Source organism: Sanguibacter suarezii NBRC 16159, assembly GCF_001552735.1.
Taxonomy (GTDB): domain Bacteria; phylum Actinomycetota; class Actinomycetes; order Actinomycetales; family Cellulomonadaceae; genus Sanguibacter; species Sanguibacter suarezii.
Map to the genome: position 1 here is coordinate 519070 of NZ_BCRT01000021.1, position 14404 is coordinate 533473.

Sequence of the window (14404 nt, forward strand, 5' to 3'; positions counted from 1 at the left end):
ACGGGCAGCACCGGATGAAGGAGACCCATGGCGGACTGGAACGACGACCTCAGCGAGCTGGTGCGTACCCGGCACCGGGCGCTCATCGGGTACGCGTACCTGCTGTGCGGCAGCACCCGGGAGGCCGAGGACCTCGTCCAGGACGCCCTGGTCAAGGTGTACTCGCCGCGCAAGACGCCTGAGGTCTCAGCCACAGAGGCCTACGTCCGCCGCGCGATCCTCACGATCTACCTCGACGTCTACCGCCGACGCCGACGGTGGTCGGGCATCAAGCACCTGGTCGGCGCGGCTGAGCGGACAGACAGCCACGACACGGTCATCACGACCCAGGTGGATGTCGCCGTCGCACTCGACGCGCTCACCCCGCGCCAACGCGCCTGCGTGGTGCTGCGGTACTTCGAGGACCTCACCGTCGCCCAGATCGCCCAAAGCCTGGGGTGCGCCGAAGGCACCGTCAAACGTCACCTCTTCGATGCGCACGCGGTCCTGGCGGGACGGCTCGGCCCGCTCGGGGCCCTTCCGGACGACAGCCCACCACCGCGTCCCCCAGACGATCAGCCCGCGCCCAGCCCCGCTGAGAAGTTCGGGCCACCGCGTCCCGCGAACCCCTCCGCCGCTACCGCGAATCCGAGGAACTCATGACCAACGACCTGCGCACAGCACTGCAGGACCTCGCGAACACCGGCGCAGACCACGCTGGTCCTGCCACGATCCTCGCGGGCCGCGCGACCAACCGCGTCACCGCCCACCGCCGCCGTCGTCGCGCGGTGATCTCGGTCGCCACCATCGCCGGGATGGCCGCCGTCGGCACCGGCGCGGCAGCGGCGATCAGCTACTTCAGCCACGACCGGGTCTCCACCTTCCCCGACCGTCTCGTCCCCGGCGTCGAGGCGCCCGCCCCTCTGACCGGGTTGCTGTGCGACGCCGAGGTCGGCGACCTCACCGCGTCGACCACGCCCTTCGTGCTGGGGAACGAAATGGCCATGGTCGAGAGCGACGTCCCCGCGGTCATCAACGTGGAGGCCGCCTCCATCGTCCCGATGTTCCTCACCAACACCACGACCGACGGCCTCACCGTCACCATGACCGAGGGTTCAGGGGTCTACCTCGTCCAGGATGGACGCGTCGTGGCGGCACCGGTCCGTTCCGACGCAGCACCCACCGACGCTGCCCTCGACCCGGACCAGGACGAGTTCCTCGTCAACGACCCTGTCGCCGCCTGCGACGCCGCCGCGGGGATTCCGGCCGGCGACTACCAGGCCTACGGCTCGATCGAGGTCACCGTGACGGGTGGTGCGCACAGCGGGACGTACGACGTGGTCGGGGGCCCGTGGAGCGTCGTCGTGCCGGGTGAGGACGCAACGGCGGGCGGCACCGACGCCCAGGGATCGGTCGTCGACCCAGCGGCGACCTTCCCCCAGTGCGGAGCGATGCTCGTCGTCACCGAGCAGCAGCGCCCGGTCCGCCTCTCCTTCACCGGCGAAGCGCCGATGACCACGGGTGAGCAGACGTCGGTCCCTCTGGAGATCGTTGCGACCAACACCACCGCGGACCACCTCCGCGGAGCCGCCGGGCCGGTGACGCTCGCGGTCGTGCAGGACGGGGTGGTGGTCGGGACGGCGTCGGAGATCACCACCGACGACGGAGGCACCGTCGACCTCGACCCCTCGGCCGGCCTGACCACCCCCGCTCGCCTGGACTACACCGCGTGCAGCCCCGAGGCGGTGTCACCGGGATGGCTCCCGGTCGGTGAGTACAGCGTCTGGGGCGCCCAGTCCTTCACCGTCGGCGAGCGCACCCCGGTCGCCTCGGACGGCCGCAGGGGCACCACCTCGGTGGTGGCCGAAAAGTACGAGGGCTTCAACGAGGTAGCCAAGATCTGGATCGAGGAGGGCGGGCAGCCGGTCATCCCCGCCGGCCCCTGACCCGCCGAGGCTGGTGGCCGGCCGCTCGGTCAGCCAGCCGGGGCGGCTGGGGCGGCGGGGTGCGTGCGGCGGTAGCGGGCGAGGCTCGTGACGAAGGCCTCGCTCGCTCCGTCGGTGCGCACCTCCTGCACCACGACGTCGGTCACGCCCAGGGCGGTGACGGTGCGGCGGATCTCCGCCACGTCGTCGGCGTTGAGGATCGTGGGGTCGAGGGTGGTGCGCACCTGGACGGGGACGCCGGCGTCGAGCACGTGGCGCAAGGAGGCGAAGGCGGGGTCGGCGCTGTTGGCCACGCCGGTCACCGCGGAGTACTTCCCCACAGGAGCCTTGATGTCCAGGCCGACCCAGTCCACCAGCGGCAGCACCTCGGCCAGGCGGCGCGGGTACGCGCCGCCGGTGTGCAGGCCGACGGCGAAGCCCATCCCTCTCACCTGGCGCATGGCGTCGGCCAGGCCGCCCTGGCGGGTGGGTTCTCCGCCGGAGAAGACGACCGCGTCGAGCAGGCCGCGCCGCGCTGAGAGCAGCTCCCGGACCGCTGACCAGGCCACCTGCCCGGGCGCGCGCGGGTCGATGATCGAGACGTTGTGGCAGTAGGTGCACTTCCACGGGCAGCCCTGCAGGAAGACCACAGCCGCGAGGTGGCCCGGCCAGTCGCAGGCGGAGAACGGCTCCACGCCGGCGATCGCCAGGTCGCCGGCGCTCTGCAGCGGCGCGGGCAGCGACGTCGGGCGGGGCGGGGCGGACGTCATGCCAGGACGCGGGACGTGCGCGCCCGTGCCTCCTGGAACATCTGTCGTTCGGCGTGCTCGCCCTTCTTGCCGATGTTGAAGGAGCTCACCGGGCGGTGGTAGCCCATGACTCGGGTCCACACCTCGCACACGGTCGGCTCGGCGTCGGGCCGCTCGACGGCGCAGCGCGGGCAGGTGGGCTGCTCGCCCTGGAGGTAGCCGTGGACGGGGCAGATCGAGAACGTCGGGGTGACGGTGATGTACGGCAGGCGGAAGCTGCTCAACGACCGCTTGACCAGCTCCTTGCAGGCCTGGGCGGTGGAGACCTTCTCGGACATGTACAGGTGCAGCACCGTGCCGCCGGTGTACTTGCTCTGCAGTTCCTCCTGGCGGGCGAGCGCCTCGTAGGGGTCGGCGGTGAAGCCGACCGGGAGCTGGGAGGAGTTCGTGTAGTACGGGTTGTCGTCCGTGCCCGCCTGCAAGATGCCGGGGAAGCGGGCGCGGTCCTCCTTGGCGAAGCGGTAGGTGGTGCCCTCGGCCGGGGTGGCCTCGAGGTTGTACAGGTGGCCGGTGGCCTCCTGGAACTCGACCATCCGGGCGCGGACGTGGTCGAGCAAGCGAACGGCCATGGCGTGGCCGGCCTCGGTCGTGACGTCGTCGTCGGCGTGGTCGCAGTCGCGGTCGCAGGGGTCGGCGGTGAAGTTGCGGATCATCTCGTTGATGCCGTTGACGCCGATGGTCGAGAAGTGGTTGTCCAGGGTGCCCAGGTAGCGCCGGGTGTAGGGGAACAGCCCTTCGTCGATGTAGTGCTGGACCACCTCGCGCTTGAGCTCCAGGGAGTCCTTCGCCAGGTCGAGCAGGGCGTCCAGCGCAGCCAGCAGCGCGGGCTCGTCGCCCTTGTGCAGGTAGCCCAGACGGGCGCAGTTGATCGTCACGACGCCGATCGAACCGGTCTGCTCGGCCGAGCCGAAGAGGCCGTTGCCGCGCTTGAGCAGCTCGCGCAGGTCGAGCTGGAGACGGCAGCACATGGACCGGACCATGCCCGGCTCGAGCTCAGAGCTGAGGAAGTTCTGGAAGTAGGGAAGGCCGTACTTGGCCGTCATCTCGAAGAGCCGGGCAGCGTTGGGAGACTCCCACGGGAAGTCCTCGGTGATGTTGTACGTGGGGATCGGGAAGGTGAACACGCGGCCGGAGGCGTCACCCTCGGTCATGACCTCGATGTAGGCCTGGTTGATCATGTCCATCTCGATCTGGAGGTCACCGTAGGTGAAGTCCATGGCCTCGTCGGCGATGATCGGGACCTCGTCCTTGAGATCGGCCGGGCAGGTCCAGTCGAAGGTGAGGTTGGTGAACGGCGTCTGGGTGCCCCAGCGCGAGGGCACGTTGAGGTTGTAGATGAGCTCCTGGACGGCCTGCTTGACGTCGTCGTAGGGCACGTCGTCCTTGCGGACGAAGGCTGCCATGTACGTGTCGAAGGAGCTGAAGGCCTGCGCGCCGGCCCACTCGTTCTGCATCGTGCCGAGGAAGTTGACGATCTGGCCCATCGCCGAGGACAGGTGCTTGGGCGGGTTGGACTCGACGCGGCCCGGGACGCCGTTGAAGCCCTGGGTGAGCAGCATCCGCAGCGACCAGCCAGCGCAGTAGCCGCCGAAGACGTCGAGGTCGTGGATGTGCAGGTCGCCGCTGCGGTGCGCGGCGCCGACGGCCTCGGGGTAGACCTCGGAGAGCCAGTAGTTGGCGGTGACCTTGCCCGCGGTGTTGAGGATCAGTCCGCCCAGGGAGTAGCCCTGGTTCGCGTTGGCGTTGACACGCCAGTCCGTGCGGTCCAGGTATTCCTGCATCGTGCTGCTGACATCAATGGTCACCATGGGGGGCGCTGTCCCTGCGTCTAGTTGGCCAACTCGCGGATGAACTAGATATCGATCCTTGCTGGCTGCAGGCGGTTTTTCCGGGGACTTTTGTCCTTGCGAGCCATAGGGTGCGGGCATGGACCAGACCCTGTTCGGCCCCGCTCTGCTCGAGTCCCTGCGGGTGCTGGTCCGGTCGACACCGGGGGCCTTCCTCGAGATCGGTCCCCACGGCGTCGGCGCGATGACCATGACGACGCCATTCGCGATGTTCACCGGGGTCGTCACGACGGACCTGGCGCCGGACGCCGGCGAGATCCGCCGGTGGGCGGAGCGGTTCCGGGCGTCGCCGCTGCCCTGGAGCATCCAGCTGCGGGGCGAGCCGTCGCCGGCGATGCTGGCGCTGGCCGCTGGGTACGGGCTCACCGAGCGTCACACGGAACCGCTGATGGGGGTCGTCCTGGGGGTGCGGGCTCCGGGACCCGTGCTGGGCAGTGCGCCAGGGATGCGAGCGCCGGAACCGCTGGCAGGCGCGGTCCCGAGGACGGGGGATCCGATGCGCGGTGGCGGGTCCGTCGTCGTCGAGCAGGTGCGCGGGGAGTCCGCCGACCGCTACCTCTCGACCCTCGCAGCTGGGTCTGAGGCTCCGGCTGACGCCCTTGCTGTCCTGGCGTCGCCAGACCTCCTGGACGACCCTTCGGTGGCCGCCTACCTCGCCCGGTCCGGCGGCGACCCGGTCGCCACGGGCATGACGACCCGGGCGGGCGACGTCCTGGGTGTGCTCAACATGGCGACCGTCCCAGCTCACCGACGCCGCGGGCATGCCCGCGCGGTCCTCGTCGAGATGCTCGCGGCCGGAGTCAGGTCGGGGGCGCGCGCCGCCGTCCTGCAGGCCAGCGACGCCGCCCAGCATCTCTATGCGTCCGCGGGCTTCCGCACGGTCGAGACCTGGACCTACCTCATGGCACCCGACTGACCCGCGTCGCTGCACCACACCGGCACACAGGTCCCAGAAACCCCCGCCCCACCCGCGCTCCCCGGCCCTCGCCCGCACCCCTCGCTCCCAGCCCCGCTCTCCCAGCCCCGCTCCGCCGTCGAGTGCGTGAGTTTCGTTGGTGTGCGTGCTTTCAAACTCACGCATGACAACGAAAGTCACGCACTCGACGGGGAGCGGTTGGGCCATCCGGGCGGGGTGGTCCATCCGGGGGACGCGGGCGGGGCAGCTGGCCGGGTCGGGGGTCAGCTGGCCGGGTCGCGCGTCAGCTGGCGGGGGCGGAGGCGACGGCGACGAGGAAGGCCGGCGGGGTGAGGCCTTCAGAGCTGAACGCCGCTGCCACCTCCCCGGCGACCTGCTCCACGTCCTCCGCGCGGACCAGGGCGATCGCCGAGCCACCGAAGCCGCCGCCGATCATCCGTCCGCCGAGCGCCCCAGCAGCGATCGCCGAGTCCACGGCGACGTCGAGCTCGTGGCAGCTCACCTCGTAGTCGTCGCGCAGCGAGGTGTGCGCGGCGGTCAGCAGCGGACCCACCTCGGCCGTGCGGCCGGCGTCGAGCAGGCGCTCGACCTCCTGGACGCGGGCGATCTCGGTGACCACGTGGCGCACCCGGCGGGAGGCGACCTGCACGTCCTGGCCCGCTGCGACCAGGGCCGCGACGGTCTCCGGCTCACCCAGCGTGGCGAGCGCGGCGTCGACGTCGGTGACCTCGCGCAGCGTGCCCACGCCGAGCGCGGTCGCAGCCGCCTCGCAGGTGGTGCGCCGTGCGGCGTACTGACCGTCGACCAGCTGGTGCTCGGCGCGGGTGTCGATGACCAGCAGCGCGAGACCGTCTGCTGACAGGTCGAAGGGGATCTGACGGACCTCGAGGCTGCGGCAGTCCAGCAGCAGCGCGTTCCCGGCCTGGGTGCGCAGCGCGGCGGCCTGGTCCATGCCCCCGGTCGGCGCTCCGGCGATGTCGTTCTCGGCCCGGATGCATGCCGCGACGAGGCGCTGACGTCCCGCGTCGTCGCCCGCGAGGCCGAGGCCGTAGAGCGCGTCCAGGCCCATCGCGACCGAGCCCTCGAGCGCGGCCGAGGAGGACAGGCCCGCGCCGTAGGGCACGCAGGAGGTGATGGCCACGTCGAAGCCGCCGAGGGTCAACCCCTCCTGCGCCAACGCCCAGGCCACGCCGACGACGTAGGCGATCCAGCCGTCGACCGCGCCGGGTGCGACGTCGGCCAGGGCGATCTCGCGGATCTCGCCGTCCTCCTGGGCGGAGACCAGGCGGACGCGGCCGTCGGTGCGCGCGGTCATGGCGGCGTAGGTGCGGTGCGGCAGCGCGAAGGGCAGCACGAGGCCGCCGTTGTAGTCGGTGTGCTCACCGATGAGGTTGCCGCGCCCGGGGGCGGACCAGACGCCGGCCGGCGCCTGGCCGAAGGTCACCTCGAAGAGCGCCGCGGCCCGCGCGGACCCTTCCTCGGGGGACCAGGCGTCGAGCCATTCCACGTCGAAGGTGTTCATGCGTCGGCTCCCGCTGCGGTGTCGGTCAGGTCGGTCAGGTCGGTCAGGTCGGTCGGCGCGGTCGCGTCGGCTGCGTCGGTCGCGTCGACCGCCCGAACGTCGACCCACCCCGGCGAGGCGACCTCGGCGAGACGGTCGGCGATGCGCTCCGGCGTCGTGTCGGAGATCCATGCCCCGCCGCCCGACTCCGAGCCGGCGAGGAACTTGAGCTTGCCCGGGGCGCGCAGGATCGAGAAGAGCTGCAGGTGCAGGCGCAGGTCCTCACGCCCCTCGCGGACCGGGGCCTGGTGCCAGGCGGCGATGTACGGCGCCTGGGTGGGAGTGCCGTCCTCGGCGGCCGGGAAGAACCGGTCCATCCGGCCCAGCAGCTCGAGGTAGATCGCAGCGAGGTCGGTGCGCTCGGCGTCGGTCAGCGCCGGCAGGTCGGCGACGTCGCGGCGCGGGGCGAGGTGCACCTCGATGGGCCAGCGGGCGGCCGCGGGCACGTAGGCGACCCAGTGCTCGGACTCGGCGATGACCCGCCGGCCGGCGCGCAGCTCGGCGTCGAGCACGTCGCGGAGCAGGTTGCGTCCGGTCGCGGCGCGGTGTGCGCGCGCCTGGCGGAGCATGACCTCGGTCTTGGGCATGAGGTAGGGGTAGGCGTAGATCTGCCCGTGCGGGTGGCTGAGCGTCACCCCGATCTCCTTGCCGCGGTTCTCGAAGCAGAACACCTGCTCGACGCCGTCGACCTGACCCAGCTCGCTCGTGCGGTCGGCCCAGGCCTCGATGATGGTGCGCATCCGGCGCGGGCTGACCTGGGCCAGGGACTTCTCGGAGTCCGGGGAGAAGCAGATGACCTCGCAGCGCCCGACGGCGGGGCGCACCTTCCACAGCTCCTCACCGTCGAGGTCGCTCACCTCGTCGACGGTCCCGGGGACGCGCATCAGGGAAGGGAAGCGGTTCTCGAAGACGACGACGTCGTAGTCCTCGGCGGGGATCTCGCCGTCGGAGTAGGCGGCACCGGGCTTGGCCGGGGCGAGCGGGTTGGAGTCCGCGGCGGGCAGGAACGTGCGGTTCATGCGGTGCGCGGCGTGCGGGATCCACTCGCCGGTCAGCACGTCGAGGCGCATGGTCGGGCCGGTCACCGGCTGGGTGACGGGCTCGCCGTCGGGGCCGGTCGTGGCGATCGGGTCGAAGCGGCCGGGCAGCGGGCGCGGGTCGTCCAGGCGGCGGGTGGCCGCCCCGGAGACGTAGGGCTCGGAGTCGTCGAAGTAGAAGAAGTCACGGCCGTCAGCCAGCGTCGTGCGGGTACGCCGGACGGCGGGGGTGGCGGTCGGCGTGGCGCTCGCCTCGGTGGTCGGCGTCTCGACGCTCGGGCTCTCGGTGCTCATGGTGCCTCTCTCATTCATGGTCTGCGGGTCAGGTGCTGCGTCGGTCGCGGTCACGACGTCACGCGGGAGCGACGGCGCTGCTGGCGGCGCTGGCGCCGGTGGCGTCGTCGGCCACCAGGTGCAGCAGCACCAGGTGCTCGGGGTGCTGCATGGGCGCCTGGACTCCCACGCGGTCCAGCACGCGGCCGGAGAGCCGCACGCCGTCGTCCCACCACTGCAGGCGGTCCACGCCGGTGCGCTCCCCCATGGCGCCCGCCGGGTCGATCGCCTGGACGCGGTAGGTGCGCGCCGGGTCGAGGCCGGGCAGACGCACCCGGCCCGGTGCCTGGTTGGGGCCGGAAGACAGCTGCACGACGGCGAAGATCGCCTCGGTCTGGTCGGTGGAGACGACCCCGTGCACCCAGTTGGTGGGCTCGGGGTGGTCCGCCCGCACGACCGTCCCGGTGTGCAGCAGGGTGCGGTGGGTCTTGTGCAGCTCGATCCAGCGGGCCAGCTCGGCCTTGTCCGCGTCCGAGGCGCTGGTGAGGTCCCACTCGATGCCCAGGTGGCTGAAGAAGGCCGTGCCGGCCCGGAAGCTCAGGTCGTGGCGGCGCCCGGTGGTGTGGGAGTGCGGGGAGCCGATGTGGGAGCCCATCATCTCCGGCGGCACGAGCAGCCCGGTGCCGGCCTCGATGCTCTGCCGCTCGAGGGCGTCGATGCAGTCCGAGGCCCACAGGCGGTCGGTGCGGTCGAGGATCCCCAGGTCGGCGCGGCCGCCGCCGCCCGAGCAGCTCTCGATCTCCACGCGGGGGTGGCGGGCGCGGATCTCGTCGATGAGCCGGTAGAGCGCAACAGCCTGGTTGTGAACCCCGGCCTGGCCGGTCGGAGAGTGCCCGGCGTCGATGAGGTCGCGGTTGTGGTCCCACTTGATGTAGTCGATCGGGTACTCGGTGAGGATCGCGTCGATCCGGGCGAGCACGTAGTCGTAGGCGCCGGGGTGGCCCAGGTCGAGGACCTGCTGGAAGCGCGCCTCGGGGGGCATCCGGTTCCCGGTCGCCAGGATCCACTCGGGGTGGGCGCGGGCCAGGTCGGAGTCGGGGTTGATCATCTCCGGCTCGAACCACAGGCCGAACTGCATACCCAGGCCGCGCACGTGGTCGATGAGCGGGGAGAGCCCGTCCGGCCACACGTCCTCGTCGACGTACCAGTCCCCGAGGCCGGCGTGGTCGTCGCGGCGGTGGCGGAACCAGCCGTCGTCGAGGACGTAGCGCTCGACGCCGATCGCGGCGGCCTCGTCGGCGAGGGCTTTGAGCTTGTCGAGGCGGTGGTCGAAGTACACCGCCTCCCACACGTTGATCAGGACCGGGCGCTCGGGGCGGCCGTTGGCCACGCTCGGGTGGTGGGGGCGTGCGCGCAGGTAGGAGTGGAAGCGAGAGGACATCTCGTCCAGGCCGTCGCCGTAGGAGCCGAACACCCACGGCGAGGTGTACGTCTGCCCGGCGCCCAGGATGATCTCCCCGGCCAGCAGCAGCTCCCCGGCGGCCAGGTGGCGGGCCCCGCCCTGGATCTTCTCGGCCACGATCCGGGAGTTGCCCGACCACGCCACGTGGACGCCCCAGACCTCTCCGGAGCGGTAGCCGAAGCCGGACCGGCCCGCGGCGACGATGAGCGTCGCGTCGTGCCCGCGTCCCTTGCGGACCTCCCGCACGTGGGTGCCGAAGGTGAAGGGCTTGCGCTGGGCGGCACGCTCGCGGATCCACCGACCGGTGAAGTCGAGGATCTCGTCCGCCTCGGTGGGGACCGGCAGCGACAGGTCGAGGGAGGACAGCATGAACTCCGGGACCTCGGCGGAGGCGGTGCTGGTCACCGCGACGCGGGTGCGGACCAGGCCGCTCGCGGTGAGCTCGATGTCCAGGACCAGGTCGAGCGCGGCGTCGTCGTCCGTGGCGTGCACGCTGACTCGCTGGGAGCCGGGGTGCTCGCCGGCGCCGACGGTGACGGCGTCCGGCCCGGCGGTGCGGAAGGCGGTGGAGAAGCTGGCGCCGCGACGGTGCCCGGTCACGCCCGGGGTACCCAGCCAGCCCACCGACTGCTCGGGGACCACCGTCAGCGGGACCGGCTGGTCCACGCTCGCTCCTGCGATCTGCGGGATGCTCGCCAGCGCCAGCGCCTCGAGGTCGGCCGCTGGGACGTCGCCGAGGTCCGCTCCCCAGTGCAGCACCCGGGGCAGCAGCGGCCCGGCAGTGTCCAGGACGAGGCTCACCCCCGCCGCGCGCAGGTGGATGAGGTCAGGTGCTGGGCTGGTCACGGGCATGACTCCTTCGTCGTGGGGGTTCCGGTCCACTGTCCCGGCACCATCTACGCCTTTAGTTCTACGCTGGAACTTAGTGGGTTGTCAATCGTCCACGCGCGCGACTGGCGGATAGCAACCGCCCGTCAAAGACCCTGTAAAAAGCGGAAGACCGCCCGGGCTGTTGGTTAGTTGACAGATGGAATAAACTCGATCCACCATGACTACTCCGGCCCCCGCCGTCACCTGGACCCCGTTGTCCGGGCCGACCCGTCAGATCGCGCTCGAGGTGCTGCTCGACGGTCCGCTCTCCCGCAGCGACCTCTCGCAGCGCATCGGCCTGTCCCCGGGGAGCCTCACCCGCCTGACCAAGCCGCTGCTCGACTCCGGCCTGCTCGTCGAGGCCGAGCCGGACACCGCCCCCGCCGCCGGGGCCGCACCTCGGCTGGGCCGTCCCGCCCAGCCCCTCGACGTCGCACCCACCTCCCATCACGTCATCGGCATCAAGCTCACCGGCGACCACGCCTACGCCGCGCTGACCGACCTGCGAGCCGACATCCTCGCCGCCGACGACGCCCCCCTCCCCTCCCCCGCCCCCGACGACGCGGTCGAGACGGTCGCGCTGCTGGTGGACCGGCTGGTCGAGCAGCTGCAGCAGGTGCGCCCCGGAGCGCGGGTGACCGGCCTCGGCATCAGCCTCGGCGGCCACGTCGAAGACCGCTCGACCGTGACCCTGGCCGACTACCTCGGATGGCGCGACCTGCCCCTCGCTGCGCTGCTCACCGAGCGGACCGGGCTGCGCACTGTCGTGGAGAACGACATCGTCGCCGTCACCGAGGCCACGCACTGGTTCGGCGAGGGGCACGGCTGCGACCGGTTCGCGCTGTTCACGATCGGCGCGGGCATCGGGTACGGGCTCGTGGTCCACGGCCAGGCGGTGACCAGCCCCGAGGCCGGGCTCAGCCTCCTCTCCCACTTCCCCCTCGACGCGCACGGGCCGGTGGGCCCGTGCGGCCACACCGGCTGCGCGACGGCGCTGCTCACCATCGACGCCCTCGTCGCCCAGGCCACCGAGCGGCTGGGCCGGCCGGTCACCTACGACCAGGTGCTCGACCTGGCCGCCGCCGGCGACCCCGAGGCAGGCGCCGTCGTCGACCGCGCCGGCCGGGCGCTCGGGCGGATGCTCGCGGCGATCGCGAACCTCACGCTGCCCCAGCGGATCGTGCTCGGGGGCGAGGGCGTGCGCCTGGCCGAGGTCGCGGCCGATGCCGTCGCGGCGGGCCTGCACGCTGACCGGAACCCGCGCACCAGCGACCCTGAGCTCGCCCTGCAGAGCCCTGAGCTCGCCCGGTGGGCCCGCGGCGCGGCGGTCGTGGCGATCCAGTCGCTCGTGCTGGGGCGCTGACCGGAGCTCTCATGCCGCGACGCCACGCCCGGGCCGAGCGGTCACCGTGCCTGCGCAGAGACAGCCGGGGCGCCCCGGCCCGCCTCCGCGAGAGTCTGCGCGAGCCACGTCAGCTGGCGGCGAGTGTGCACGGCCTCGCCGCCCTCGTGATGGTTGAAGGGGTAGACCTCGATGTGGCGTCGCGCCTGACGGTCGTCGCCATGGGCGAGACCGTAGTGGTTGAAGGCGGCAAAGGCCGTCGAGGGCGGGCAGACGGTGTCCCGCAGCCCTACCCCGAAGTGCGCGGGAGCGGTGGCTCGTCGGGCGAACAGCACGCCGTCCACGTAGGACAACGTGGTCAAGACCGCGTCGACCGCGTCCCGGTGCACCGCCAGGTACTGCACCACCTCGCCGTAGGGGTGCTCGTCGGTGAGGTTGAGCGCACGTTCCACGTCGCACAGCAGCGGGGCGCTGCTCAGGACCGCGGCAAGATCAGGGACGAGGCCGGCCACGGCGACGGCGAGGCCCCCGCCCTGGCTGTTGCCGAGGGCGACCACGCGGCCGGCATCGACCCCGGGCAAGGCGCGGACGGCGTCGACGGCACGCACCGCATCGGTGATCAGGCGGGTGTAGTAGTAGTCCCCCGGGGCGAGGATGCCCCGGGTCGCGAACCCCGGAGCTGCCGGGTCGCAGCCGACCGGATCTGGCGTCGACCCCCCCGACCCGTACCTGCTGCCCTGTCCGCGCACATCCATGACCAGGTGCGCATATCCCGCTGCCGCGAAGGTGATCCGCTCGTGCGGGAGCCCGCGTCCGCGTCCGTAGCCGACGTACTCCACGACAGCGGGCAACGCCTCCTCCAGGCTCCCAGCCGGACGGGTCAGCCACGCCTTGATCGGGTGGCCGTCGAACCCGGCGAAGGTGATGTCCCACGTGTCGACGAGAGTCAGGCCTGAGTCCTCGCTCGTGACATCGATGACGGCTGGGGAGGTCCTGGCCCGATCGAGCACCCGTTCCCAGAACTCGTCGAAGTCGTCGGGCTCGGCCACCTCGGGGAGGTAGGTCTTGAGCTGGTGCAACGGTTGATCGAACATGGTCACGTGCCGTCCTCGTCGTCGTTGATGGGGAAGTCGTGGGGCGTCACTATCGGGAAGGCGGTGCCGTGCTCTCCCGGATGACCAGCGTCGTCGCCAGGTCGATCCGCCGGCTGGGCAGCGCCGTGCCGTCTGCCAGGTCGATGAGCATCTGGGTCGCCGTGCGAGCCATGTCGTGCAGGGGCTGGTTGACCGTCGTCAGCGCGGTACCGAGCCACTCGGTGAGCGGAAGGTTGTCATAGCCGACGACGGAGAGGTCCTCGGGCACCCGCAGACCGAGCTCGCGGGCCGCACGAAGCACGCCGAGCGCCTGCATGTCCGAGCCGGCAAAGATCGCCGTGGGTCGGTCGCGGAGGGTGAGCAGCGCCTTGCCGTGGACGTAGCCGCCGTCGAAGTAGAAGTCCCCGTACCGCGTGAGCGCGGGGTCGATCGGGACGCCCGCCTCGTCGTGGGCGCTGCGATAGCCGTCGACACGCGCCCTGCTGCACAGGACGTCCGGCGGCCCCGAGATCACCGCGACCCGGCGATGGCCAAGGCCAAGCAGGTGCCGCGTCGCCGAGAGCCCGCCGCTCCAGTTGTTCGAACCGACCGTGGGGATATCGTCAGGCGGCTCCCCGGCGGTGTCGAGGACGACGAAGGGGATCGATCGGGACTCGAGCTGGTGGCGCTGCGTGGCGTCCAGGCTCGATAGGACGAACAACACTCCCAGCGGCCGGCGCGCGAGGATCTCGTCGAGCCACTCCTGGTGTGGGCGGTGCTTGCCACCGAGCTCGGAGAGCACCACGCCGACCCCCGCCGCGGCCGCCGCCTCCTCAACTCCTCGGATGATCTCGATGGACCACGCCGAGTCGAGCTCGTGGAAGGCGAGGTCGAGGAGCCGTTGGCCGCCGGCACCGCGGCTCTTGCGACGGCGGTAACGGTGCTGCTCGAGGAGCGCCTCGATGCGCGACCGGGTCGCCGGTGCCACGTCGGGCCGTCCGTTGAGGACCTTGGAGACGGTCGGGACCGACACGCCAGCCTCGGCAGCGATCGAAGCGATCGTCGCGGGTTGCGCGGTGCGTCCTGACCCCGCGCTATGAGTGGGCTCAGGGGCAGCGGCTCGGGTGAGCTGAGGAACCATCAGTGGCTTGCCTGTCGGAGTCGGGCGCAAGTTTCGGGGTCAGCGTAGCACCGGCAATGCCTGCAAGATCCGTTTTACCACGGGGTTGACGGCCGCTTCGTCCACAAACTACTGTCTGCGCACATGAGGTATCGCGCCTCGTTTCGATACTTTCGACACCACGACGCAG

General features: G+C 71.6%; 11 protein-coding genes. 4 read left to right on the forward strand and 7 right to left on the reverse strand.

Annotation, left to right across the window (positions count from 1 at the left end; translation table 11 throughout):
• Positions 1-27: 27 nt before the first annotated feature.
• Entirely contained in the window at positions 28-642 is a 615-nt protein-coding gene (locus SS2_RS15745) for an RNA polymerase sigma factor (RefSeq protein ID WP_083942314.1), read from the forward strand.
• The gene (locus SS2_RS15750) at positions 639-1925 is read left to right on the forward strand and encodes a hypothetical protein (protein ID WP_066465727.1); all 1287 of its coding nucleotides are present in this window, start codon (positions 639-641) and stop codon (positions 1923-1925) included. The genes SS2_RS15745 and SS2_RS15750 overlap by 4 nt, the downstream gene beginning before the upstream one ends.
• 29 nt (positions 1926-1954) lie before the next feature.
• Here the strand turns inward: SS2_RS15750 and SS2_RS15755 are convergent, their stop codons facing one another.
• The gene (locus tag SS2_RS15755; RefSeq protein ID WP_066465729.1) at positions 1955-2674 is read right to left on the reverse strand and encodes an anaerobic ribonucleoside-triphosphate reductase activating protein; all 720 of its coding nucleotides are present in this window, start codon (positions 2672-2674) and stop codon (positions 1955-1957) included.
• Positions 2671-4521, reverse strand: a complete 1851-nt coding sequence (locus tag SS2_RS15760; RefSeq protein ID WP_217995614.1) for a ribonucleoside triphosphate reductase — start codon at positions 4519-4521, stop codon at positions 2671-2673. Before SS2_RS15760 ends, SS2_RS15755 begins: the two co-directional genes overlap by 4 nt.
• 118 nt (positions 4522-4639) lie before the next feature.
• On the opposite strand from SS2_RS15760, the gene SS2_RS15765 reads away from it, so the two are divergent.
• The gene (locus tag SS2_RS15765) at positions 4640-5476 is read left to right on the forward strand and encodes a GNAT family N-acetyltransferase (protein WP_066465733.1); all 837 of its coding nucleotides are present in this window, start codon (positions 4640-4642) and stop codon (positions 5474-5476) included.
• A 283-nt stretch (positions 5477-5759) separates the two neighbouring features.
• On the opposite strand, the gene galK is transcribed toward SS2_RS15765, so the two are convergent.
• The 3 genes from galK to SS2_RS15780 are packed head-to-tail and all read right to left on the reverse strand — an operon-like array spanning position 5760 to position 10661.
• Positions 5760-6998 carry a galactokinase gene (galK, locus tag SS2_RS15770; protein ID WP_066465735.1) on the reverse strand — a complete coding sequence of 413 codons (1239 nt, stop codon included), beginning with the start codon at positions 6996-6998 and terminating at the stop codon, positions 5760-5762.
• Positions 6995-8368: a galactose-1-phosphate uridylyltransferase gene (gene galT / locus SS2_RS15775; RefSeq protein ID WP_083942315.1), complete on the reverse strand. Its 1374-nt coding sequence runs from the start codon at positions 8366-8368 to the stop codon at positions 6995-6997. Before galT ends, galK begins: the two co-directional genes overlap by 4 nt.
• Positions 8369-8426: 58 nt before the next feature.
• On the reverse strand, positions 8427-10661 hold the full coding sequence (locus SS2_RS15780) for an alpha-galactosidase (RefSeq protein WP_066465737.1): 2235 nt from the start codon (positions 10659-10661) through the stop codon (positions 8427-8429).
• A gap of 196 nt (positions 10662-10857) precedes the next feature.
• On the opposite strand from SS2_RS15780, the gene SS2_RS15785 reads away from it, so the two are divergent.
• Positions 10858-12042: an ROK family transcriptional regulator gene (locus SS2_RS15785; RefSeq protein WP_066465740.1), complete on the forward strand. Its 1185-nt coding sequence runs from the start codon at positions 10858-10860 to the stop codon at positions 12040-12042.
• A 41-nt stretch (positions 12043-12083) separates the two neighbouring features.
• Here the strand turns inward: SS2_RS15785 and SS2_RS15790 are convergent, their stop codons facing one another.
• Both SS2_RS15790 and SS2_RS15795 read right to left on the reverse strand, forming a co-directional pair.
• The gene (locus SS2_RS15790; protein WP_157607379.1) at positions 12084-13121 is read right to left on the reverse strand and encodes an acetylxylan esterase; all 1038 of its coding nucleotides are present in this window, start codon (positions 13119-13121) and stop codon (positions 12084-12086) included.
• Positions 13122-13164: 43 nt separating this feature from the next.
• Entirely contained in the window at positions 13165-14235 is a 1071-nt protein-coding gene (locus tag SS2_RS15795; protein WP_066465741.1) for a LacI family DNA-binding transcriptional regulator, read from the reverse strand.
• Positions 14236-14404 lie beyond the last annotated feature (169 nt).